This window comes from Endobacterium panacihumi (assembly GCF_050847465.1).
GTDB lineage: Bacteria > Pseudomonadota > Alphaproteobacteria > Rhizobiales > Rhizobiaceae > Neorhizobium > Neorhizobium panacihumi.
The window spans coordinates 1168952-1190564 of sequence record NZ_JBOZRA010000001.1; the positions used below are offsets into that span (position 1 = coordinate 1168952).

Genomic DNA, 21613 nt, shown 5'->3' on the forward strand with positions numbered 1-21613 from the left:
GCCCGCGCTGTTTTCGGCGCGGGCGTTTTCGATTGGATGGTTTCGGCTGCGTTTAGCCGAGGCGCTCGGCATGCCAGCGCAGGTGATCGTCCATGAAGGTCGATATGAAATAGTAGGAGTGGTCATACCGCTCGTGCATGCGCAGTGTCAGGCCGATATCGGTACCCTTGATGGCTTCCTCGAACAGTTTTGGGCGCAGGCCTGTTTCGAGAAAGCTGTCGGCGAGACCTTGATCGATAAGGAATTCCGGAAAGCGGGCGCCGTTCTTCACCAATGCGCAGGCATCGTACTGGCGCCATGCGGTTTGATCCGGGCCGAGGTATTTTTCGAGCGCGGGAGCCGACCAGTCTGCCGTCGAGGGTTCGACGATCGGGGCGAAAGCGGAGCAGCTCTTGAAGCGATCAGGGTTCTTCAGTGCGATCGTCATGGCGCCGTGGCCGCCCATCGAATGCCCGAAAATGCCCTGGCGGGACATGTCCATGCGAAAATGCTGGCTGGCGAAATTGGGCAGTTCCTCGGTGATGTAGGTGTACATCTGATAGTGTTCGGCCCAAGGCTTTTCCGTCGCATCAAGATAAAAGCCGGCGCCCTTGCCCATCTGCCAGTTGGTCAGTTCATCGGCGACGTCATTGCCGCGCGGGCTGGTGTCGGGGCAGACGATGATGAGGCCCAGTTCGGCGGCGAGACGACGGTATTCGCCCTTTTCCATGACGTTGGCATGGGTGCAGGTGAGGCCGGAGAGATACCAGAGGACCGGGCGCGGTTCGGTGATCGCCTGCGGCGGCACGAAGACGGCAAAGGTCATCTCGCATTTCAGCGCTTCCGAATCGTGGGCGAACACGCCCTGCATGCCGCCAAAGGCGGTGTTCTGGGAGAGGACCTTCATCGTCGGGTTCCTTATTCTTGAGGTTCAGCTTGCCAGCGAAACGACGGCGTTGACTGCAGCGGCTACCAGTATGGTGTTGAAAAAGAAAGACACGACCGAGTGCAGGAGGTTGATTTTGCGCATGTCAGTGGCGGTGATTTCCACGTCGGAAGTCTGGGCGGTCATGCCGATAATGTAGGAGAAGTAGAGGAAGTCATAAGCCGATGGGCGCTCCGTGCCGGGGAAATCCAGCCCGCCGACCGGCTTGTCGTCACTCAGGTCGCCCGGCCGCCAGTAGAGATGGGCGTAATGCAGGGCGAACATGGTGTGGATGGAAAACCAGCCGAGAATGACAGCCGCAAAACCGATGGCGACATCCAGAATGCCGGAGGACTGCTTGTCGTTCAACGCCTCGAACAGGGTGATGAGCGCGACCACAGCCGCAATCAGGGTGACCGCGAGGATGATCGGTGCCGGTTCATCGGTATTCTGGCCGCTCGCCTCGAAACGGTCGGCATCGAGACGTGGAATGCGCTCCGCTATCAAGACCAGATAGACAACGAAAAAGGTGATGGCCGACAGGGCGGCTGCGAGGTTGGGAACCAGCCAGACGAGCACGGGCAGAGCGATGACCGCTGCGATGGCGGCAACGAAGAACGGGCCGTGGCGTTGATGCCGCCATTGCCACCATGGGGTTTTGCCTGCGCTATCTGCCACCCAGACCCTCCCGGTTTGCTGGCTTAGACTGCAGATTTGGCGCGGCGGCAGAACCTGTCCAGTGTTTCCAGAAATTTCGAGCGGTCGCGGGGAGAGAAGGCAGCGTTGTAACCCTTGCTTTCACCGGTCTCGCGCAGGTGCTGGCCGAGATCGCGCATGGCACTGGCCATACCGATATTGCTTTCATCGAAGACGCGGCCCGTCGGGCCGGTGACGAGAGAGCCGTTGGCGACGCAGCGCACGGCAAGCGGCACATCGGCGGTGACGACGATATCGTTTGCACCCGCATGTTCGGCGATCCAGTCGTCGGCGGCATCGAAACTGGCCGAGACGATGACGTTTTTCACCATCGGGTCACGCGACGGACGCAGGCCCGAATTGGCGACAAAGGTCACTTCGAGATTGTGGCGCTCGGCTACTTTCAGGATTTCCGGTTTGACCGGGCAGGCATCGGCATCGACGTAGATTTGCGGCATGGGCTCATTCGTGGATGTGGTCATGGTGGTTTCTCTAGCGCTATGCCGGAAATCTATCAATCTTCAGGGTTGCGCCGACGTGCAAACATGCTTTGTTTCCTGTCATGGCTGCGCCTATACTGTTGACACCAACCTCAAGGGCAAAAGCATGTCCGAAGAAGCCGAGTTTCCGAAACAGTTGATTGGATACATGTCGTCCATCATCGATGGCATGAAGACACTGAATGTGCAGGTCGGTCGTAGCATCGACACGACAGCGCGCTTCGAAGCCGAATTTTTCAAGATCAACCGCCAGTACAATACGCTGACGGAGATGGTGATGAAATTTCAAGCCGAAACGAGGCAAGGGCTGTTGGCCCTCGACACTCGGCTGGATGCTGTTTTGCGTCGCTTGGATGAGGTTGAGAGCGTCAGTCATGAGAACGCTGACATCATCAAGGAATTGCGGGTTGAAGGCAATCGCCAGCACAACGAAGTTTTGAACGCCATACAATCCGGCTTGCAGAATAAAACAGCGTTGGATGAGCTGGAAGAGCGTGTTGCCGAGCTGGAGCGACGTATGGCTGCGAGGTGACTTTCGCGATCTTGGAGCTAGGCCGCGAAAGTCTTTATGGCGCCATCAGGCAGATGCGGGTCGCCGCACCATGTCCACATGCGGAATGCCATCTTCCAGATATTCCTCCGACGTGCGCTCGAAACCGAACGAGCCGTAGAATTTCTGCAGATGCGCCTGTGCGGAAATCTCGATCGCCTCGCCGGGATAGGCTTTTTCGCATTCGATGACCGCTTCGCGCATCAGGGCGTCGCCGAGGCGTTTGCCGCGATGGTTCGGCGAGACCGCGACGCGGCCGATGCGGGGCAGTACATCCGGCGACGGGCGCCAGAGGCGGGCGCAGGCCAGCAGGTCGGCTCCGTCGAACAGGCGAAGATGGAGGCAGTCCGTATCGTTGCCGTCGAGTTCGGGATAGGCGCATTCCTGCTCGACGACAAACACGTCCACGCGCATTTTCAGCATGACGTAGAGTTCGACGGCGGAGAAATCTTCCAGTCTCCGCACGTCGGTTGTGTAGGCGGGTGAGGTGGTCAATAAATCACCACGCCGCGAATGCTTTCGCCCGAATGCATCAGCTCGAACCCCTTGTTGATGTCTTCAAGCGGCATCGTGTGGGTGATCATCGGATCGATCTGGATTTTTCCCTCCATGTACCAGTCGACAATTTTTGGCACGTCGGTACGGCCGCGCGCGCCACCGAACGCCGTGCCCATCCAGTTGCGGCCGGTGACCAGCTGGAACGGACGCGTGGAAATCTCCTGACCGGCACCCGCAACCCCGATGATGACCGACTTGCCCCAGCCGCGATGCGAGCTTTCCAGTGCCTGCCGCATGACCTTGGTATTGCCGGTGCAATCGAACGTGTAATCGGCGCCACCGATAAGGTCGCCGTTACGCTTGGTCATATTGACGAGGTAAGGCACGATGTCGTCGCCGACTTCTTTCGGATTGACGAAATGCGTCATGCCGAACTTTTCGCCCCAGGCCTTGCGGTCGTTGTTGATGTCGACGCCGATGATCATGTCGGCACCGGCAAGACGCAGGCCCTGCAGCACGTTGAGGCCGATGCCGCCGAGACCGAAAACGATTGCCGTCGAGCCGATCTCCACCTTGGCCGTGTTGATCACCGCGCCGATGCCGGTGGTGACACCGCAGCCGATGTAACAAACCTTGTCGAACGGGGCGTCGGGGTTGATCTTGGCCAGCGCGATCTCCGGCAGGACCGTAAAATTCGCGAAGGTCGAGCAGCCCATGTAATGGTGGATCTTGTCCTTGCCGATGGAAAAGCGGCTCGTGCCGTCCGGCATCACGCCCTGTCCCTGGGTAGCGCGGATGGAGGTGCACAGGTTGGTTTTTCGCGAGGTGCAGGAATAACACTCGCGGCATTCCGGCGTGTAGAGCGGAATGACGTGATCACCCTTTTTCAGCGAGGTGACGCCGGGGCCGACATCAACGACGATACCGGCACCCTCATGGCCGAGAATGGCCGGGAACAGGCCTTCCGGATCGGCGCCGGACAGCGTGAAATCGTCGGTGTGGCAGATGCCGGTGGCCTTGACCTCGATCAGCACTTCGCCGGCCTTGGGGCCGTCCAGCTGCACGGTCATCACTTCCAGCGGCTTGCCGGCCTGAACGGCCACGGCGGCACGTACGTCCATCCTGTCTCTCCTAGCTATCTGTCAGAATCTGTTCGGACATTCGCATAGGAACACCATCCGGCTCAAGCCGGATAGAGGCATGACAGGTCGCAATTCGGTGATTGCGTCACAGATCGATCAACGGCACCTGCGGCGCTGCCGTTTCCGGCACGATGCCGGTGCGGCGCGGGTCATCGAGCACTTCCACCATGATCTTGTAGGGCGTGAAGCCCATGCGCTTGTAGAAGGGCAGTGCCGAGGGCGAATCGAGATGGCAGGTATGGACCCAGAAACGCTCGATCGGACGTGCCCAAGCCTTTTCGATGGCATGGTTCATCAGGAAACGACCGTAACCCTTGCCGGTGGCATCATCGATCAAGCCGAAATAGGCGAGTTCGCACTCATTCTCTTCGGTGAAGTTGAGTTCCAGCAATCCGATACGACGACCGGATTCCTTGAGGATATAAACGGCGACACGCGGATCGTTGAGAATGCTTGCCAGTCGTTCATCCGACATCGTCAGGCGCGCCGACCATAGCCATTGTGCGCCGACATTGCGAAAAAGCTCACGATATTCGTTGAGGTCCGGTTGGTGCCAATGACGCAGCGTCAACGCTTCATCGCCGGGTGCCAAAGGCAATTGCGGACGCTCACGCATCTCCAGGCAGGTGACGACGGTGGCAATCGTGCCGGCAGGCATGTCCGAATAGCCGAGTGGGAGAATGGGGTTTTCTGTTTTCATGGGATCCAGTTGGAGGCGGTGAGGGACATGGGTGTCAGTATAAGAACATTAGTGGAAGAGAATTTTGCAAGCGTTAATAACGGCATAGGAATGGACGACAATTGCCGAATAAAGTCCGAATCCAGCCATCAGGCGTTCGCCGGGCTGCATGGCGTCGAGTTCGTCGCGCATGACGTTGGCGCGGAAGCCGATCAGGCTGATCAGCGTGATGATGGCAAGACCGGCCATGAGGGCAGTGACCGGCACGCCGATCTGGTAACCGACGAGGAGCACGATCAGCGTGAGGCCAAAACTGCCGAGCATTTGCATGCCGCGTCCCGGAAAGACCTGGCGAACCACCTGTCCGCCGTCAAACCGTGACATCGGCAGCAGGTTGAGCAGGTTGAAGGCACCAAGGATGAGAAGCAGGAGGGCGGCCGGCAGATGAATAACGCCTGGAAGAACGCCGGTGTCAAAATCGGAAAGATGAAGCACCAGAAGGAGAATAGGCACGAAAAAAGCCGAAAGACCTGCCCCCATCAGCGCACAGGTGGCAATTTCGAAGCGGCTGCGATACGGCCGCCCCCCGACCGCGATGCCACCCAGCATCGGCACGAAAATCATCATCACCCTCTCATGGCCGAATGTCCTGTAGGCGACGATATGGCCAAGCTCATGCAGGATGATGACGGTGGTCAGGATGATCGAGATGGCCAGCCCCTGTTGTGTGAGGCCGAAGAACGGCCAGAGCATGAGGGTGGAAAGCATGGCGAGCGCCAGTTGCACGAGCGGATGGGTGAACAGGCTACGATCCCTGCGCCGACCGGTTTCCAGCCATGATTCGAGCGCTGCCATTTCCCGCCGCATGGCGAAAAAACGAAAGAGGTAAAAGGCGAGGCCGCGATAGTGGTCGCTCTGGCTGAAGGTGACGGTGGAGCCGCCATCGGATCGCTCGATGCGTCGATCGTCCTGAAAACGGTTCCAGAAGGCATTGGTAAGCGTACTGTCGGCAATGATTCGCGACGAGCTGGTGTACATGGCGCCATCCGCGACCTGTTCCTTCATCTCGTAAAGTCGTCGAACCGGCTGACCACGACGATCTGGATATCGCATGCTCATTTCCACAAGCCCGTTATCCAGCCCTTCGGAGGGGCCGTAGCGCACGGCGGTCACATCCGGGCTCCATTCCACCAGATGGCCTTGCGGCCGGATGGCGTGCCACAGCTTTGCCGGATCATGTGGCAGCACGCGGCGCATGGTGATGGTGCGCTGGCCAAGCGGCGCTGCCATCATCAGCCACAAAAGGCCGAGATTGATCGACAGAAGCAGGATGATGGACATGATTGTCGTCAAGGCAGGCCACTCCAGCCGCTCGCCGCGGACGAAATTCGGGTTGGCCTACATTATGACACAGGATCATTCCGCTTCGGTTGAGGCGAAAGATGGCATTTGAGCGATTACGAAAATGGGACGGGTCATGCTGCCTGGCAAGCCGCTCCCGTGGTTTTCTCCAGCAAGGCCTCGTCCGAAGCTTTCAGCCACCGCCCCCTGTCGCCCCCGTTTCCGGCGGGCGCGCGCAACTGCAATGTCGACACGAGATCATTCCAGCCATGGTGATGTTCGCCAGGCTGGGCGAGGGCGTCGATCGCCCGCAAGACGTCGCGCTCTATCGCCGACATGAGAATGCGGCCGCCTTCACAGGCGCTGCGCAGGACACGCCAGAGATAATGGAGGTCGGCCAGGTCCATGCCCGGATTGCGGCTGGGACGGCTAAGCGCATAGGCGTTGCGGCTGTTGGGCTGCAGGCCGATGAACATCTGTTCGAGCGCAAAAGCATAAAGCCGGTCGGGTGCGGATGCCGCCATATCCAACGCGTGCAGGATGATTTCCAGTTCCAGTGGCGTAGTGACGATCGCATCGACGGACAGTGTTGCGATCAGCCATTCGGCATTGGTGGCGTCGAGCCAGCCGCGCGGGTGCTGCCGATGGACGGCATAGGCAGCGATGCTCTCGACCACATAGCTATCCCATTGCGGGCAGGAAGAGGCGCAGGCGCGGTGAATGGCCAAAAGCAGACATGCGTCATCCTCCGTGCGGATGCCGTCTGAAAACGCATGCTTACGCAGCATCATAAGGTCGTCGACGTCAAGTCGACGTTTCCCGGCGATGACACATGCCGGGAAAGAAAAGCGACCATCGCTCATCTTTATCTCCGTTTCATCATGAAACTAAATGGAGCATAGACGCCAGACGTTGAGGTCCCGACAACGAGCGCGGTTAACGAATGCCAGCTTCAATGTTTTCAGCTGCGGCCGACTGTGCCACTCTGATGCGCTCACGCCAGATAATGAAGAGGCCGGAAGCAACGATGATGGTTATGCCGAGCCATTTGGATGCAGTCGGAAAATCGCCGAACAAGGCGTAACCGAGCACGGTGGCCGAAATGATCTCGAAATACTGGAACGGGGCGAGCAGCGACAGCGGCGCCAGGCGGAAGGCGTTGACCACGACAAGGTGGATATAGCCGGAAATCGCGCCAAGGGTGATGAGGAGGGTGAGGCCGAGCGCGGAGGCCGGCAGGCTGATCTCGAAATCGGGCATGGCAAGACCCTCGCCGATACCAAGCGCAACGGCGCAGAACACGGTGCCGCCAAGGCCCGCCATGGTCTGCATGACGAGCGGGCTGTCGCCATCGCCCAGCGCGCGGTTCATGAACAGGTAGAGGGTGAACAGAAAAGCGCAGGCGACCGGCAAAAGCGCCGTGAGGCCAAAAATGGCGTAGCTGGGCTGGATGACGATCATGGCGCCGCCGAAGCCGACGGCGATGGCCGTCCAGCGCCGCCAGCCGACCCGGTCGCCGAGAAAGATGGCCGACATCAGTGTGAGCATGAACGGCTCGACAAAATAGATGGCGAACACGTCGGCGAGCGGCATGTATTTGACGGCGGTGAAGAACATCAGGCTGGCCGCGCCATGAATGACGCCGCGCAGCAGGTTCATCCATGGTCGCCTGGCTGTGATGCGGCCGCCATTGGCGTAAAGCATCAGCGGCAGAAGCGCGACGAGCTGAAAAAAGAACCGGTAGAAGGTGACTTGGCCCGGCGACATGGTCTCGAAAGTCGCCATGTATTTGGCGATCGCATCCATGATCGGCAGCACGAGCATGCAACTTGCCATCAGGGCCATGCCCTTCAGCGGATTTTCAGCAGTGAGGGCGTTCATCTGGTTACCTTCGCGTGGCCTGCACTCCTGTGGAGCACGGGTTTCGGCGGCTTGCAAGCCACCGAAGGCGCGATCAGGCCGAGGTGATGCCGGCTTTCTCGCAGGCGAACTGCACGGCGGACGAAACGGCCGCGAATTTCTCCGCCTGCCAGGCGAGATAATCGTTCACGAGCAGCGGCGAAATCCAGCATTCACCGCGATTGATGTTGGCCTGCCAGCCGATCAGCCCCTGTTCCTTTGCGCGCGAAAACAGCCGCACGGCGTGGGTGGTGGATACGACATAGCGCTTGGCCACTTCGGTGGCCGAGACATTGCCGATCCAGATCGGGGCCGAGCCGAGCTCGCCGCGCGGCACGCGGGCCAACAGATCGTGAATGACGCTGCTGCCCGAATCGGACTTGGTGAAACCGGCAATGGTTTCCGGCGGGTTGCGCCATTTTGTATTGTGCAGAAGCAGGCGCGCGAAACGCGGCTGGGCAAGATGCAGGAGGCGCGGATGTGCGGCAAGCAGTGCCGCCCTATTGCCACCATCCATGCAGTCGAGACCGCGCGAATGCGTGTCGAAATAAAAGCGGATCAGCTGCTCGGTATCGGTCGTGGCGCGAAAGGCGCGGCTGCGGCGATCACCTTCATCGAGCGGTTCGACGAAATTGTAGTGTCGCATCTCGATAAGGAAGGCGAGAACAGTGTTCTTGCTGGCTGCGGGCGTGCCTTCGAAGAAACGCAGAAGATTTGTGGCGGTGACACCCGGTCTCGCAGGGTCGAGCGTATGCTCGAGATGCAGCGCCATGGCGGCATGGCTGAGCATGAAGCGCTGTATATCCGCGACATAACGAACGCGCTTGGGCAAGAGCCGATGCGCTTCCAGAAGTTCCGTCGCGGTGAGATGCTGGCCATCGCGAAAATGTGGAAGGGCAAAAAGAGAATCGGCGTCATAGGCGCGAGGCACCTGATTCAAAAATCCACTCTGGGCAGGCGCGGCGCAAGTCGCTTGCATGACACTCCCGGGCAATCGTTAAGCCTTTGCCGTTTCGAAATCCTGCCGACAAAGTTGCAGTTTGCGGACTTTACCATCAATACTTATCGATGGGATCACGGCAATATCGCGAACAGCCCAAGCTTAAGATAGCGCATTAAAAAACCCCGTCAAACCAAATGGTCTGCGGGGGTTTCTTAATTTTGGTGCGGTCGAGAAGACTCGAACTTCCACGGGTTGCCCCACAGCGACCTCAACGCTGCGCGTCTACCAATTCCGCCACGACCGCATCGTGGTAGATGCCGACTTGCGCCGGCGAGGGAGCATTTAGCAAAAGGATTTTGCGGGCACAAGAGGACCGTGACAGATTTTTGAAGATAAAATCCGCCTGTGAATTCCTATATAGAGATGATAGGCAAAAAGTCCCGGGTTTGCAGGGCTTTCCGCCGCCAAGGCCTCGAAAAATATGGATAAAAAATATGTCGACGCGCACCGATCTCGATGTTTCGATGTTTCCACAGGCAGGTTTTCCACCGATCCGCTGGCGAATCTCAGACTGTCCCATCGGCTACGAGGACGCCGTAGCCGAAATGGAACGCGAAGTGACCGCGATCGCAGAGGGAAAAGCCGACGAACTCGTCTGGCTTCTGGAGCACCCGCCGCTCTATACGGCCGGCACCAGCGCCAATGCGGCCGACCTGATCGAGCCGAACCGCTTTCCGGTATTTTCCACCGGGCGGGGCGGTGAATACACTTATCATGGGCCGGGGCAGCGGGTTGCCTATGTCATGCTCGACCTGAAACGCCGCCGGCCGGATGTGCGCGCCTATGTGGCGGCGCTGGAAGAAGTCATCATCCGCACGCTCGATTCGATGAATGTGCGGGGCGAGCGGCGCGAGGATCGTGTCGGGGTTTGGGTGAAGCGGCCGGAAAAGCCGCTTCTGTTCGATGGCAGCATGGCGGAAGACAAGATCGCCGCCTTCGGGATACGCCTGCGCCGCTGGGTGAGTTTTCACGGGCTGGCGCTGAATGTGGAACCGGATCTTTCCCATTTCGACGGTATCGTGCCCTGCGGCATCAGCGGTTATGGCGTCACCAGCCTTGTCGATCTCGGCCTGCCGGTGATGATGGCGGATGTGGATTTTCGCCTGCGCGAGGCTTTTGAAAGCGTTTTTGGCGCGACGATTTCGGAAACGCTGCTGCAGGCGGAGGCCTCGTGAGGCGGCAATAGCTTGAGGCAGGATGTTGCGGCATACATCCTTCTCCCCGTTTTGACGGGGAGAAGGTGCCGGCAGGCGGATGAGGGGCAATCTCAGGCTCAGCGTTCGCGGCTGCCCCTCATCCCCTCGCTGTCGCTCCGGACCTTCTCCCCGCATGCGGGGAGAAGGGGCAAGCGGCATCGGCAGTTTTAAAGTGTCTGTGCCGCGTTGATCGACGAGACGAAGCGCTTTGTGCGTTCGTGGGCAGGGTTGCGAAACACCTGTTCGGCATTGCCGGTTTCCACCACCTGTCCCGCTTCCAGAAACACGACGAGATTGGCGACCTGTGAAGCGAGGCGCAGATCATGGGTTGCCATGACCATGGTCGTGCCTTCCTTGGCCAGCGTGCCCAGCACGTCGACCACTTCCGCCGACAGTTCCGGGTCGAGCGCCGACGTGGGTTCATCGCAAAGCAGAACTTTTGGCGATGGCGCAAGGGCGCGCGCGATCGCGACGCGCTGCTGCTGGCCGCCGGAAAGGTTTGCCGGCCATGCATCGGCCTTGTGCGCCATGCCGACCTTGGTCAGCAGTTCCATGGCGCGGGTCTTTGCCTTTTCGCGCGACCATTTCTGCACGACCAGCAGGCCTTCCATGACGTTCTCGATCGCCGTGCGATGCGGGAATAGCTGAAAGTTCTGAAAAACCATGCCGGTCTGGCTGCGCAGTTTTTGCACCGAGGACCAAGCGGCCTTTTTGCCCGGCGCGAAGGTGACAGCTTCGTCGCCGATGCGCACCGTGCCGGCGGTCGGCTGTTCAAGCAGGTTGATGCAGCGGAGCAGGGTGCTCTTGCCGCCGCCGGAGGGACCGACGAGGGCGGTGACGCTGCCTTCCGGGAATTGCAGCGAGATATCCTTGAGGATGACGGCGTCGCCGAATTTCTTTTCGATGTGGGAAAGCTCGATCATCGGTTGGCCTCCAGCATGCCGCCGTAACGGGCGAAACGGACTTCCAGCCGCGATTGCAGGTGCGACAGAACCGAACTCAACGCCAGATAGATGAGGGCGGCCTCGATATAGAGGATGAGCGGCTCATAGGTGGTGGCAACGATGCGCTGTGCAGACTGAAACAGTTCCGGCACGGTGATGGCCGCGGCAAGCGACGTGTCCTTCACCAGCGAAATAAACGTATTCGACAGCGGCGGCACCGAAACGCGTCCCGCCTGCGGCAGGATGGTGCGGCGCATGGCCTGTGACCAGTTCATGCCGGTGGAATAGGCGGCTTCCCACTGGCCTTTCGGCACCGACGAAATGGCTGCGCGGATGATTTCCGACGTATAGGCGCCGACATTCAGCGTGAAGCCGATCAGTGCCGCCGGAAAGGCATCGAGCAGGATGCCGATGCTGGGCAGGCCGTAAAAGATCACGAAGAGCTGCACCAGCAGCGGCGTGCCACGGATGATCCAGACATAGAAGCGGGCGATCGCAGCGACCGGCATCGGCCCGAACAGGCGGGCAACGGCGGTCAGGAGGCCGAGCGCGAGGCCGAGGGTGAAGGAGAGAAGTGTCAGCGGGATGGTGAATTTCACGCCGGCCCAAAGCAGGGTGGGCAGCGAATCCATCATCAATTGAAGCCAATGCGGCACGGCGGAACCTCAAAAAATACGACGCCCGACGAAAATCGCCGGGCGTGTTTGAAAACCGATCATGACGTAATTTTCGTCAGCAGAACAGAGTTCTTACTTCGAGACGTCTGCGCCGAAATATTTGTCGGAGATCGTCTTGTAGGTGCCGTCGGCCTTGATGTCGGCGAGCGCCTTGTTGATGGCGGCCACCAGATCGTCATCGCCCTTGCGAACGATGATGCCGGAATAGTCGGCATCGGCCTTTTCAGCGACGATCTTCACCGGTGCCTGAGGCTGCTTCTTCTTGAAGTCGAGGAAGGACAGGCTGTCATTGACGGTGGCTTCGGCGCGACCGGTCAGGACGAGCTGGATCGACTGGTCGAAACCATCTGTGCCGACCAGTTCTGCACCGGCAGCTTCGGCGAGTTTGCCAAAGTTGCTGGTCAACGACTGGGCCGACTTCTTGCCCTTGAGATCTTCGAACGACTTGATGTCGCTGTTCTTCTCGCTAACGATCAGCACGGCCTTGGAGGCGATATAGGGCTCGGAGAAGGCGTATTTCTGCTTGCGCGCTTCGGTGATGCCAACCTGGTTGATGACGGCGTCGTAACGCTTGACGTCGAGGCCGGCGATCAGGCCATCCCACTTGCCTTCGACGAACTCGGCCTTGACGCCGAGCTTTTTGGCGACGGCTTCACCGATCTCGACATCGAAGCCGACCAGCTTGTTGGCGGCATCGTGGAAGGTGAAGGGTGCGTATGTGCCTTCGGTGCCGATCTTGATCACACCGGCGGCCTTGATCTGATCGAGGTTTTCACCGGCGAGCGACGGGGTGATGGCGACAGCCTGCAGCACGGCGGCAGCGGCGATGGTTTTCAGCCAGTTCATTTTGCATTTCCTTATCATCAGCCGGTCAGTCTGGCCGGTATTCGTTCGATGCCGTGTTATCTAGGAAAGTTTTGGAGTTTGCAGGAGAGGAAAGCGCTAAAAAATCAGGCAGGTGAGAATATTTTGCTCATTTCTGGCCTGTGTTCAGATTCACTTGAAAAGAGGGCCGCAATGCACGGCCCTCGACCTGACGAATGGCAGATTTCAGACGGAGCGCGTAAGGCCACCATCAACCTTGAGATTTTGGCCGGTGATGTAACCCGCGCCTTCAGATGCCAGGAACGCGACGGTGGCGGCGATCTCGTCGCTGGTGCCGTAGCGCTTCATCGGTACGCTGTCGCGGCGCTCTTCCGTCGCCGGCAGGCTATCGATCCAGCCCGGAAGAACATTATTCATGCGGATATTGTCGCCCGCATAAGTGTCGGCAAAGATCTTGGTGTAGGAGGCGAGGCCGGCGCGGAAGACGGCCGAGGTCGGGAACATCGCCGCCGGCTCGAACGCCCAGGCGGTGGAGATATTGACGATGGCGCCGGATTTCTGGGCCTGCATGATCGGCGTTACGAGACGCACCGGACGGATGACGTTCATCAGGTAGACGTCGAGGCCGGTATGCCATTGCTCGTCGGTGATTTCGATGATCTGCGCACGTGGGCCGTGACCGGCGCTGTTGACCAGAACGTCGATACGGCCCCATGTGTCCGTCACCGTGTCCACGAGGCGCTGCAAGTCGTCATTCGACTGGTTGGAGCCGGTTATGCCGATGCCGCCGAGTTCGGCTGCCAATGCCTCGCCCTTGCCGGAGGAGGAGAGGATGGCGACCTTGAAACCATCCGCCGCCAGCCGCCTTGCGCTTGCTGCACCCATGCCGCTGCCGCCAGCAGTGATGATCGCGACTTTTTCCGTTGCCATGTGTTTCTCCTCGTCATGGATCCAATTCGAGGCCGAACCTAGCACCGGCTTTGCACGCAGGCGAGCGAGTTGGGCTGTCAGCGCTTGCAGAAAAACTGATCGCTGAAGTCGACTTGCCTAACGAAAAAGGGCCGCCCTTTCGGACAGCCCTTGGTTTGTTTGCTTCGCTACCAGGTTTTATGGCTTGGAAGCGATGGCGGTTTCGCCCGCATCCGTTTCCGCGGTTTCGTCGGCGATCATGCCCTTGCCGTGGCGCTTGCGCCAGTCGCCGAGGAACAGCAGGATCGGAGCAGCGATGAAGACCGACGATAGTGCCGCGACCGCGATGCCGAACACCATCGGGATGGCGAAGCTGGACACGGCGCTGCCGCCCCAGATGGCCATCGGCAGCAGCGAAAGGAAGGCCGTGGCCGACGTGTACAGGCTTCGGGCCAGCGTTTCGTTGATCGATTTGTCGATCAGGTCACGCAGCGGCATCTTCTTGTAGAGGCGCATGTTTTCACGCATGCGGTCATAGACCACGACCTTGTCGTTGACCGAATAACCGACCAGCGTCAGCACGGCGGCAATGGCCGTCAGGTTGAAGTCGAGGCCGGTGATCGCGAAGAAGCCGACTGTCTTCGTGACGTCGAGGATCAGCGTGATCATGGCGCCGACCGCGAACGGCCATTCGAAACGTGCCCAGATATAGATTGTCATGGCGATGGCGGCGAGCGCCAGCGACAGGAAGCCGGCAATCGCCAGCTCTCCCGAGACTTTTGGTCCGACGACTTCGGTACGCGCGACATTGGCGGACGGATCGATCTTGATGACTTCGGCCTTGAGTTTTTCGACAGCGGCCGTCTGGGCCTGCTCGCCACCTTCTTGGCGCTCGACGCGCACGAGAAGGTGGTTGTTGCTGCCGAATTCCTGCAGAGCGACTTCGCCGAGGCCGAGTTCATTCAGGCCCGAACGGAACTTGGCCAGATCCGCTTCCTGCTGGGTGACGACTTCCATCTGGATGCCGCCCTGGAAGTCGACGCCGTAGTTGAGGCCCGGCTTGAAGAACAGCACGATGGAAGCGATCGACAGAAGGATAGACAGACCGATACCGACAAAACGTCCCTTCATGAAGGCGATATTGGTGCCATCCGGAACGAGGTTGATCGGCAAAAGCGGCTTGATCTCGATCTTCTTGAGTTTCTTGCGGGCGGTAATCGCGATCATCAGCACGCGCACGACGGAAACGGCCGTGAACATGGAGATCATGATGCCGAGGCCCATGGTGACGGCAAAACCGCGAACCGGGCCGGAGCCGAACCAGAAGAGCAGGACGGTGGCGATCAGCGCCGTGACGTTACTGTCGACAATGGTGGAATAGGCACGGGCGAAACCGGCGTCGATGGCGGCAAAGGCGCTCTTGCCCTTGCGGGTTTCTTCCTTGATGCGCTCGTTGATGAGGACGTTGGCGTCAACCGCGAGACCGATGCCGAGCACGATACCGGCAATACCCGGCAGCGTCAGCGTCGAGCCGATCAGCGTCAGGCCGGCAAAGGTAAGGATGACGTTGATGGCCAGTGCGAAATTGGCGAGGATGCCCCAGCTTCCGTAAAGGAAGAAGATGAAGGCAACGACGGCACCAAAGCCGATAAGGCCGGTGAAAATACCCATTTCGATGGCGTCGGAACCGAGGTCTGCACCGACGGTGCGTTCTTCGATGACCGTGAGCTTGGCCGGCAGCGAACCGGCACGCAGCAGGGCGCCGAGCGTATTGGCTTCCTGTACGGAAAAACTGCCGGAAATCTGGCCCGAGCCGCCGGTGATCGGCGTCTGGATGACCGGTGCGCTCAAAACCTTGTTGTCGAGGACGATGGCAAAAGGCTTGCCGACGTTCTGCTGGGTGATCTGGGCAAAACGGGCAGCACCCGAGCTGTCGAAGCGGAAGGTGACGATCGGACGCTGAGACTGCTGCTCGAAAGCGGCGCGGGCGTCAGTCAGATGGTCACCCGACAACTCGACGCGGTCGAGAACCGGATATTGCTGGCCCTGTTCGTCGGCGATCATGGTGACGCCGGGTTCACCCTGATTGCCGAGAAGATGAAAACTCATCTTGGCGGTGGAGCCGAGCAACTGGCGCAGGCGCGACGGATCCTGTTCGCCGGGAAGCTGGACGAGAACTCGGTCAGAACCGACGCGCTGGATCGTCGGTTCGGCAACGCCGACCTGGTCAACACGCTGGCGGATGATTTCCAGGCTCTGCTCGACGGCATTGGTGATGTACTGGTTGATGCCGGCATCGGTGTAGTTGAGCGTGATCGTGTTGTCGCGCGGGGTGGCGACATTGAGATCGCTCTGGCCGATGGCGGTTGCGAGGCTGACCGGATTGGAGAGCGTCTGCAACTGGGTTACGGCAGCATCACGGCTCGCAGGGTCGCGCAGTGTAATGGTGATGTTGTCACCGTTGCGACGGATCGCCGAGGTTTCGATGCGCTGGTCGCGCAGAACACGGCGGCTGTCCTGCAAAAGGCTCTGCAGGCGCTCGTTGATCAGATCGGCGCGATCGACTTCCAGCACGAGATGCGAGCCGCCGCGAAGGTCGAGACCGAGGGAAACCTGCGTATGCGGCAACCACGAGGGCAGGCGCGCCAGCATGGACGGTGAAAGGATGTTCGGCAACGCCACGAGCGTGCCGATGAAAATGATGGCGATATAGGTCGCCACCAGCCAGCGGGAGTTTCTCATATATCTGGTCCTGTTACGCGCAGGGCACCGCTTGTGCCGTCAGGAAGCGCTTGTTTTCAGTTCGCGAGCGATAAGGGCGTCACGAAAGACGAGGCGGGCCGCGCGCAAGGGCGTGGTCCGTAAACTGCGAAAGCTGCTGCCGGCGGGCAGTTGAAAGGCCGTGCCAGGCATCGAAGGGATGGGCGAGGGCGTGCGCAGACGCAAGGATGCCATCTGTTGAACCATGCCAAGTCGATTGCTGTTTTTCCGAAACCGCCGTTGCGACCGCGAGACGCGGCTGTTCACGATTGGCGATCTGCAGCGTGTTATCGCCGCCTTCGCTGTCGAACAGCTGGCGGCATTGCTGCAGCATGGAATTGGCGGACTGGAAACCGGCGCCGGAAAAAGCGGCGATCAGCAGAAAGGCGACAAGCGTCGGCCAGCGCGTGACGATGGCAAGGCCATCCGCGCGAAAGGACCGTGCAGCCTTTCTCGTCTCGTGCATTCAAGCTCCGCTAGCGCGTTGAGGCATCCAATTGCGGCGTCTGTTTAACTTTTGGGTAAGAAGGGGTCAATCGCCAATCAATCCCGCAGTGCAACGGTTGCGGCATAATCCCGTGATCTTATGCCGGGCTGACGTTCTTTAGCGCGGCAAAGGCCTGCTCTGAAAACATCGAGAGCGGCTGAGGCAGATCTGACAGATTAAACCAGCCCATTTCGGAGAGCTTGTCCGGCTCGGTCAGCTGCGGTTCTCCAGAAAACGCGCGGGCGACATAGATCATCGAGATCCAGTGCTGGCGGTCCGCCTCTACGAGCGCTTCGATCGTGCAGAGAAAATCAACGGGACCGATGGAAAGCCCCGTCTCTTCCTCGGCCTCGCGGCGAGCGGCTTCAGAGGAGTGCTCCATCTGGTCCACCTTGCCGCCGACGATGTTCCAGTGGCCGGCTTCCGGCGCCTTGACGCGCCGATAGAGCAGAACCCTGCCGTCGGCGCGCTGAATGATCAGACCGCAGCCGACGCCTGGAAAATCGATGCCGGGGAATGCCATGCGTGAAGACCGATCAGGCCTTGGCGGCGATCAGCATGAAGGCCGGGATATCGTCGCCGAAGCCGACCGGGGTCGGGCCGTCGTCGTGATCACGGTGATGACGCTGGCGACGCTGCTGCTCGCGACCGTTATCGTCGTTTGCCGGGTACGGGCGCGCATTACGAGACCCGTTATTCTGTCTGCGGGTATCTTGCTTGGGCTCGGCGTTCACGACTTCGGTCCTTGTGGTTTCGGCAACGGTTTCTGGCTGCTGGCGCGTATTATCGACGGTCTTGGTGTCATCCGAATGACTGGAAGACGCACTGCTGGAAGACCGGCGGCCGCCACGATCACGGCCCTTGTCCTTGTCGCGACCACGATCCCGGTCACGACCCTTGCGACCCTTGTCGCCGCTCTCGTAACTCTCCATCGGTGCACCGAGTTCCGAAAGATCACCGGAGAGCCATTCGATCTTTTCGTTGATCAGCTTTTCGATGGCATCGAGATATTTTGCATCCGACTTGGTCACGACCGTGAATGCCTTGCCGGAGCGACCGGCGCGGCCGGTACGACCGATGCGGTGGACATAGTCTTCCGCGTGGATCGGCACATCAAAATTGAAGACGTGGCTGACGTCAGGAATATCGAGGCCGCGTGCCGCAACGTCGGAGGCAACGAGCAGGGTCAGCTTGTTATCCTTGAAGTTGGCCAGCATCGTCGTGCGCGAACGCTGGTCCATGTCGCCATGCAGCGCGCCGACGGAAAAACCGTGGCGATCGAGCGAACGGAACAGGTCGGCGACATCCTTCTTGCGATTGCAGAAGATAATGGCGTTCTTCAGGTCGTCCTGAGCCTTGATGAGATCGCGCAGCACGGCGCGCTTCTCGTAATCCTTGTTGTGCGAGGCGACGATGCGCTGCGTCACGGTTTTTGCGGTCGAGGACGGCTTGGCCACTTCGACGCGTTCCGGGTTCTGCAGGAAGCGATCGGCCAGCTTCTGGATTTCCGGCGGCATGGTGGCCGAGAAGAACAGCGTCTGACGGGTGAACGGGATCATCTTGGCGATGCGTTCGATATCCGGGATGAACCCCATGTCAAGCATGCGGTCGGCTTCGTCGATGACAAAGACCTCGACGCCGGTCATCAGCAGCTTGCCGCGCTCGCAATGGTCGAGCAGGCGCCCGGGGGTGCAGATCAGCACGTCGGCGCCGCGCTCCAGCTTGCGGTCCTGTTCCTCGAAAGAAACGCCACCGATCAGGAGAGCCACGTTGAGCTTGTGATTCTTGCCGTATTTCTCAAAGTTCTCGGCGACCTGTGCCGCGAGTTCGCGCGTCGGCTCAAGGATCAGCGTGCGTGGCATGCGTGCGCGTGCCCGACCCTTTTCCAAAATGGTCAGCATCGGCAATACGAAGGATGCAGTCTTGCCGGTACCCGTCTGGGCGATGCCGAGGATATCGCGACGCTGAAGCGCCGGCGGTATGGCACCCGCCTGAATAGGCGTGGGCGTGGTGTAGCCCGCGTCGGTGACTGCGGAAAGGACTTTCTGGCTCAGGCCAAGATCAGCAAATGTCGTCAAAGGGAGGTTGTTTCCCGTTCCGGTTCGGTGCGAACACGTGTGAGTCGGGTCTTAGTCCTGCCCGACGATGCGGGCCACATAAAATCAAAAAGACGTCAAGTCAAGAAATGCGACCATATGACGGCAATGTTAGTGAATAAAACGGTGACTTGTTTCTCGGAAGACGCAGCAAAGGCTTTGCGTGGCTGGCAATCGTCAAGCGCGCGATCAGTTCATATAGGTGGTGAGTTTCAAGCCGGCGTTGAGGAAATGGATCGGATTGACGGCCTCGCCATTGCGGCGGACTTCGTAATGGACATGCGGACCGGTGGCGCGCCCGGTGGCACCGGCACGGCCGATCGTGTCTCCGACGGAGATCATCTGGCCCTCGCGAACGAGGATGCGTGACATGTGGCCGTAACGGGTGGTGATGCCCTGGCCGTGGTCGATTTCGACCAGATTGCCATAGCCGGAAGACCAGCCTGCGGTAATGACCCTGCCGGCGCCCGTGGCCTTCACGGCAAGGCCGGTTTCGGCCTGAAAATCGATGCCGCCATGGAAGGCGAGGCGGCCGAGAAAGGGGTCGGGTCGGTTGCCGAATCGGCTGGTGATTCCCTGGCCGGGTGCCGGATTGCCATAGGGCAGGGCGAGAGCCGTTTCGCGGACACTTTCCAGGCGGCTGAGCGCCGTGTCCAGTCCGTCCAGCGAGGCATTGAAGCGGTCGAACTTCATGGGTTCAACGAACGGTCCACCGACACCGCCTTTCACTTCGCCGGCCTTCACTTCGCCGGTGCGAATAGGCGGCGTTTCCAGCGGCTGGGCTTCGGAACGTTTCTCCGATACCTCGACGCCGGTGCGGCGCATGATCTGCGCCATGGAATCAGCCTTCTTTGAGGCATCGGTGGTCAATCCCTCGATGGTCTTCAGCTGCTCGCTTTCGATACCTTTGAGAGACAGGGTTACCTTGGAAAAGATACGGTCGGCGCGATCGGCCATGTTCTCGCCGCTTGGCGCGTAAGCAAGCGCCTTATGCGTCGGCGAGATCGAGGATGTCGTCAAACCGGCCTGGCGGTCGATGGCGTCTGCAGCCGTTTCCTTGCCTTCCGGTGCCGGTGCTGCGGAAATACCGGCGTCTTCAGCGCGTTCCAGAAGAGAGCCAAGCTTGCCGTTGCGGGAAAACAGAGCCGTCTGCTGGCGCAGCAGTTTTTCCACCTTCTGTTCCACCAGCTGCTGATCCAGCAACTGGCGGGATGTGACGCGGTCGAGCTGGGCGCGCAGCGAGGAGATACGGTCTTCGTAATCGTGCTGGATGCGCGCCTGGCGCGCCATGGTCGCGCCGATCAGATCGTCGCGCAGAACCAGATAGGCGGTGGCGCCGAGATAACCGAGTGCGAACAGACCAATCGTACCGGCGACCAAGCCTGTCATCCAGGGGCGAATGACCATATGGCGAACCCTGTCGCCCGAAGCGAGGATCAGGACGTGCTGGGTCGCACGTTTGCCAAACACTCTGTTTTCACCCGCATCAGCCAAGACTTGTCTCCCGGATTGCGACTCGTTTTCTGGTCGCTCGGCATGGCGGGATTACACGACGTTAGGGTTAATGAATGCTTTACGAAGCGTGCGTCGGATTTACCTGAAACTATTGGGATGGAAAGCGAAGTGCTTGTCCGGTTTTTCCTATTAGGATTGGCTTGTGGATGTCAGTGAACGATAGAAAGAGGGCGTGAGACCGGCCTCGGCGCGGGCCACATCGTTAAAGGGCGGCTTCAGCGAGCCGCGAAAATTGGCGCGCACCAGTTCCTTGAATGTGGCTGCCGGATCCTTGCGTTCCCGGGCACACAGGAAACGGAACCATTTGGCGCCGATGGCAACATGGCCTTTTTCGTCATTGTAGATGACGTCGAGCACCGCGGCGGTTTCATGGTCGCCGGTTTCCCGCATCTTGGCCTGCAGGGATGGTGTCACGTCAAGACCACGGGCTTCCAGAATGAGCGGCACGACGGCGAGACGCGCCGTGAGGTCGTTGCGGGTCGAATGGGCGGCCTGCCACAATCCGTCATGGGCCGGCATGTCCCCATAATCGGCGCCGAGATCGTTCAATCGGGCCCTGACCATTCGAAAATGTTTTGCCTCCTCGTATGCCACCTGCATCCAGCCGTCGAAAAAGGAATGCGGTACCGGCTCGCTGGCGAACCGGGCGACGATATCGAGCGCCAGATCCACGGCGTTCAGTTCGATATGGGCGATGGAATGCAACAGAGCGATGCGGCCGTTGAGCGTGTGCAGCGAGCGTTTTTCGACGGCGCGCGGCGGCACAAGCGCTGGTTTGTCCGGGCGGCCGGGTCGCAAAGGGAGTGGTGGATCGAGTGGCGAGCGCAAGGAGAGGCGACGTTCGAACCAGCGTGTGGCGGTTTCCTGCGCCAGAAGCGTCTTGCGGTCGAGATCGGCGGAAAGAATCGCTTCCGTTGCGCCACCCCGCAAGGAACCAGGATTCAGCGGCATCGTGTCGAACTCTTTTATGCTGGCCATACTGCTCATTCCTG

Annotated in this window: 23 protein-coding genes and 1 tRNA gene; 3 read left to right on the forward strand and 21 right to left on the reverse strand. The window is 59.8% G+C overall.

The features are described 5' to 3' along the window. Positions 1-52: 52 nt before the first annotated feature. Genes fghA through ACRQ1B_RS05825 form a run of 3 tightly spaced genes read right to left on the reverse strand, consistent with a single transcriptional unit; the run spans position 53 to position 2082 of the window. Complete coding sequence (gene fghA, locus ACRQ1B_RS05815; RefSeq protein ID WP_432292695.1) at positions 53-886, reverse strand: S-formylglutathione hydrolase; 834 nt, start codon at positions 884-886, stop codon at positions 53-55. 24 nt (positions 887-910) lie between these two features. Beyond that, positions 911-1582, reverse strand: coding sequence for a DUF1345 domain-containing protein (locus ACRQ1B_RS05820; protein ID WP_432292696.1), 672 nt, complete (start codon positions 1580-1582; stop codon positions 911-913). A gap of 23 nt (positions 1583-1605) precedes the next feature. Then, positions 1606-2082: a YaiI/YqxD family protein gene (locus ACRQ1B_RS05825; RefSeq protein ID WP_432292697.1), complete on the reverse strand. Its 477-nt coding sequence runs from the start codon at positions 2080-2082 to the stop codon at positions 1606-1608. On the opposite strand from ACRQ1B_RS05825, the gene ACRQ1B_RS05830 reads away from it, so the two are divergent. Beyond that, positions 2081-2632, forward strand: a complete 552-nt coding sequence (locus ACRQ1B_RS05830) for a hypothetical protein (RefSeq protein ID WP_432292698.1) — start codon at positions 2081-2083, stop codon at positions 2630-2632. The genes ACRQ1B_RS05825 and ACRQ1B_RS05830 overlap by 2 nt on opposite strands. 45 nt (positions 2633-2677) lie before the next feature. Here ACRQ1B_RS05830 and ACRQ1B_RS05835 read toward each other — a convergent pair whose 3' ends face one another. The 7 genes from ACRQ1B_RS05835 to ACRQ1B_RS05865 form a co-directional block, all read right to left on the reverse strand. After that, positions 2678-3145, reverse strand: a complete 468-nt coding sequence (locus tag ACRQ1B_RS05835) for a GNAT family N-acetyltransferase (RefSeq protein ID WP_432292699.1) — start codon at positions 3143-3145, stop codon at positions 2678-2680. After that, positions 3142-4269, reverse strand: coding sequence for an S-(hydroxymethyl)glutathione dehydrogenase/class III alcohol dehydrogenase (locus ACRQ1B_RS05840; protein ID WP_432292700.1), 1128 nt, complete (start codon positions 4267-4269; stop codon positions 3142-3144). Before ACRQ1B_RS05840 ends, ACRQ1B_RS05835 begins: the two co-directional genes overlap by 4 nt. Before the next feature lie 106 nt (positions 4270-4375). Beyond that, positions 4376-4990, reverse strand: a complete 615-nt coding sequence (locus tag ACRQ1B_RS05845; RefSeq protein ID WP_432292701.1) for a GNAT family N-acetyltransferase — start codon at positions 4988-4990, stop codon at positions 4376-4378. A gap of 48 nt (positions 4991-5038) precedes the next feature. After that, positions 5039-6322: a zinc metalloprotease gene (locus tag ACRQ1B_RS05850; RefSeq protein WP_432292702.1), complete on the reverse strand. Its 1284-nt coding sequence runs from the start codon at positions 6320-6322 to the stop codon at positions 5039-5041. A gap of 122 nt (positions 6323-6444) precedes the next feature. Then, the gene (locus ACRQ1B_RS05855) at positions 6445-7173 is read right to left on the reverse strand and encodes a hypothetical protein (protein ID WP_432292703.1); all 729 of its coding nucleotides are present in this window, start codon (positions 7171-7173) and stop codon (positions 6445-6447) included. 73 nt (positions 7174-7246) lie between these two features. Beyond that, complete coding sequence (locus tag ACRQ1B_RS05860; RefSeq protein ID WP_432292704.1) at positions 7247-8191, reverse strand: DMT family transporter; 945 nt, start codon at positions 8189-8191, stop codon at positions 7247-7249. 73 nt (positions 8192-8264) lie between these two features. Beyond that, the gene (locus ACRQ1B_RS05865; protein WP_432292705.1) at positions 8265-8999 is read right to left on the reverse strand and encodes a hypothetical protein; all 735 of its coding nucleotides are present in this window, start codon (positions 8997-8999) and stop codon (positions 8265-8267) included. Here ACRQ1B_RS05865 and ACRQ1B_RS05870 point away from each other — a divergent pair. Next, positions 8988-9320 (forward strand): hypothetical protein, encoded by a 333-nt coding sequence (locus tag ACRQ1B_RS05870; RefSeq protein ID WP_432292706.1) that lies wholly within the window; start codon positions 8988-8990, stop codon positions 9318-9320. The genes ACRQ1B_RS05865 and ACRQ1B_RS05870 overlap by 12 nt on opposite strands. 51 nt (positions 9321-9371) lie before the next feature. Here the strand turns inward: ACRQ1B_RS05870 and ACRQ1B_RS05875 are convergent. Further along, positions 9372-9456 (reverse strand) — tRNA-Leu (locus tag ACRQ1B_RS05875). Between the two features lie 190 nt (positions 9457-9646). Here ACRQ1B_RS05875 and lipB point away from each other — a divergent pair. Then, positions 9647-10387 (forward strand): lipoyl(octanoyl) transferase LipB, encoded by a 741-nt coding sequence (gene lipB, locus ACRQ1B_RS05880; protein WP_432292707.1) that lies wholly within the window; start codon positions 9647-9649, stop codon positions 10385-10387. A 188-nt stretch (positions 10388-10575) separates the two neighbouring features. Here the strand turns inward: lipB and ACRQ1B_RS05885 are convergent, their stop codons facing one another. The 10 genes from ACRQ1B_RS05885 to ACRQ1B_RS05930 all read right to left on the reverse strand — a co-directional run bounded on the left by ACRQ1B_RS05885 (position 10576) and on the right by ACRQ1B_RS05930 (position 21599). Next, positions 10576-11331: an amino acid ABC transporter ATP-binding protein gene (locus tag ACRQ1B_RS05885; protein ID WP_432292708.1), complete on the reverse strand. Its 756-nt coding sequence runs from the start codon at positions 11329-11331 to the stop codon at positions 10576-10578. Continuing rightward, positions 11328-12008 carry an amino acid ABC transporter permease gene (locus ACRQ1B_RS05890; protein ID WP_432292709.1) on the reverse strand — a complete coding sequence of 227 codons (681 nt, stop codon included), beginning with the start codon at positions 12006-12008 and terminating at the stop codon, positions 11328-11330. The genes ACRQ1B_RS05885 and ACRQ1B_RS05890 overlap by 4 nt, the downstream gene beginning before the upstream one ends. Before the next feature lie 93 nt (positions 12009-12101). Then, complete coding sequence (locus tag ACRQ1B_RS05895; protein ID WP_432292710.1) at positions 12102-12875, reverse strand: amino acid ABC transporter substrate-binding protein; 774 nt, start codon at positions 12873-12875, stop codon at positions 12102-12104. Positions 12876-13079: 204 nt separating this feature from the next. Further along, on the reverse strand, positions 13080-13784 hold the full coding sequence (locus ACRQ1B_RS05900) for an SDR family oxidoreductase (RefSeq protein ID WP_432292711.1): 705 nt from the start codon (positions 13782-13784) through the stop codon (positions 13080-13082). 177 nt (positions 13785-13961) lie between these two features. After that, the gene (gene secD, locus ACRQ1B_RS05905) at positions 13962-16505 is read right to left on the reverse strand and encodes a protein translocase subunit SecD (protein WP_432292712.1); all 2544 of its coding nucleotides are present in this window, start codon (positions 16503-16505) and stop codon (positions 13962-13964) included. A 79-nt stretch (positions 16506-16584) separates the two neighbouring features. Further along, positions 16585-16989 (reverse strand): hypothetical protein, encoded by a 405-nt coding sequence (locus tag ACRQ1B_RS05910; protein WP_432292713.1) that lies wholly within the window; start codon positions 16987-16989, stop codon positions 16585-16587. 118 nt (positions 16990-17107) lie between these two features. Beyond that, positions 17108-17533, reverse strand: coding sequence for an NUDIX domain-containing protein (locus ACRQ1B_RS05915; RefSeq protein ID WP_432292714.1), 426 nt, complete (start codon positions 17531-17533; stop codon positions 17108-17110). A gap of 13 nt (positions 17534-17546) precedes the next feature. Beyond that, complete coding sequence (locus ACRQ1B_RS05920; protein WP_432292715.1) at positions 17547-19088, reverse strand: DEAD/DEAH box helicase; 1542 nt, start codon at positions 19086-19088, stop codon at positions 17547-17549. A 207-nt stretch (positions 19089-19295) separates the two neighbouring features. After that, on the reverse strand, positions 19296-20600 hold the full coding sequence (locus ACRQ1B_RS05925) for a peptidoglycan DD-metalloendopeptidase family protein (protein ID WP_432292716.1): 1305 nt from the start codon (positions 20598-20600) through the stop codon (positions 19296-19298). A gap of 150 nt (positions 20601-20750) precedes the next feature. Next, positions 20751-21599 (reverse strand): ferritin-like domain-containing protein, encoded by an 849-nt coding sequence (locus ACRQ1B_RS05930; RefSeq protein ID WP_432292717.1) that lies wholly within the window; start codon positions 21597-21599, stop codon positions 20751-20753. Between the last annotated feature and the right edge of the window lie 14 nt (positions 21600-21613).

Bases quoted from the DNA above. Each gene is read 5' to 3' on its own strand.
- ACRQ1B_RS05825 (WP_432292697.1), bottom strand. From the start codon at position 2,082: ATGACCACATCCACGAATGAGCCCATGCCGCAAATCTACGTCGATGCC.
- ACRQ1B_RS05865 (WP_432292705.1), bottom strand. From the start codon at position 8,999: ATGCTCAGCCATGCCGCCATGGCGCTGCATCTCGAGCATACGCTCGAC.
- ACRQ1B_RS05830 (WP_432292698.1), top strand. From the start codon at position 2,081: ATGGTGGTTTCTCTAGCGCTATGCCGGAAATCTATCAATCTTCAGGGT.
- ACRQ1B_RS05895 (WP_432292710.1), bottom strand. From the start codon at position 12,875: ATGAACTGGCTGAAAACCATCGCCGCTGCCGCCGTGCTGCAGGCTGTC.
- lipB (WP_432292707.1), top strand. From the start codon at position 9,647: ATGTCGACGCGCACCGATCTCGATGTTTCGATGTTTCCACAGGCAGGT.
- ACRQ1B_RS05870 (WP_432292706.1), top strand. From the start codon at position 8,988: ATGGCTGAGCATGAAGCGCTGTATATCCGCGACATAACGAACGCGCTT.
- ACRQ1B_RS05900 (WP_432292711.1), bottom strand. From the start codon at position 13,784: ATGGCAACGGAAAAAGTCGCGATCATCACTGCTGGCGGCAGCGGCATG.
- ACRQ1B_RS05910 (WP_432292713.1), bottom strand. From the start codon at position 16,989: ATGCACGAGACGAGAAAGGCTGCACGGTCCTTTCGCGCGGATGGCCTT.
- fghA (WP_432292695.1), bottom strand. From the start codon at position 886: ATGAAGGTCCTCTCCCAGAACACCGCCTTTGGCGGCATGCAGGGCGTG.
- ACRQ1B_RS05855 (WP_432292703.1), bottom strand. From the start codon at position 7,173: ATGAGCGATGGTCGCTTTTCTTTCCCGGCATGTGTCATCGCCGGGAAA.
- ACRQ1B_RS05860 (WP_432292704.1), bottom strand. From the start codon at position 8,191: ATGAACGCCCTCACTGCTGAAAATCCGCTGAAGGGCATGGCCCTGATG.
- ACRQ1B_RS05845 (WP_432292701.1), bottom strand. From the start codon at position 4,990: ATGAAAACAGAAAACCCCATTCTCCCACTCGGCTATTCGGACATGCCT.
- ACRQ1B_RS05885 (WP_432292708.1), bottom strand. From the start codon at position 11,331: ATGATCGAGCTTTCCCACATCGAAAAGAAATTCGGCGACGCCGTCATC.
- ACRQ1B_RS05930 (WP_432292717.1), bottom strand. From the start codon at position 21,599: ATGGCCAGCATAAAAGAGTTCGACACGATGCCGCTGAATCCTGGTTCC.
- ACRQ1B_RS05915 (WP_432292714.1), bottom strand. From the start codon at position 17,533: ATGGCATTCCCCGGCATCGATTTTCCAGGCGTCGGCTGCGGTCTGATC.
- ACRQ1B_RS05840 (WP_432292700.1), bottom strand. From the start codon at position 4,269: ATGGACGTACGTGCCGCCGTGGCCGTTCAGGCCGGCAAGCCGCTGGAA.
- secD (WP_432292712.1), bottom strand. From the start codon at position 16,505: ATGAGAAACTCCCGCTGGCTGGTGGCGACCTATATCGCCATCATTTTC.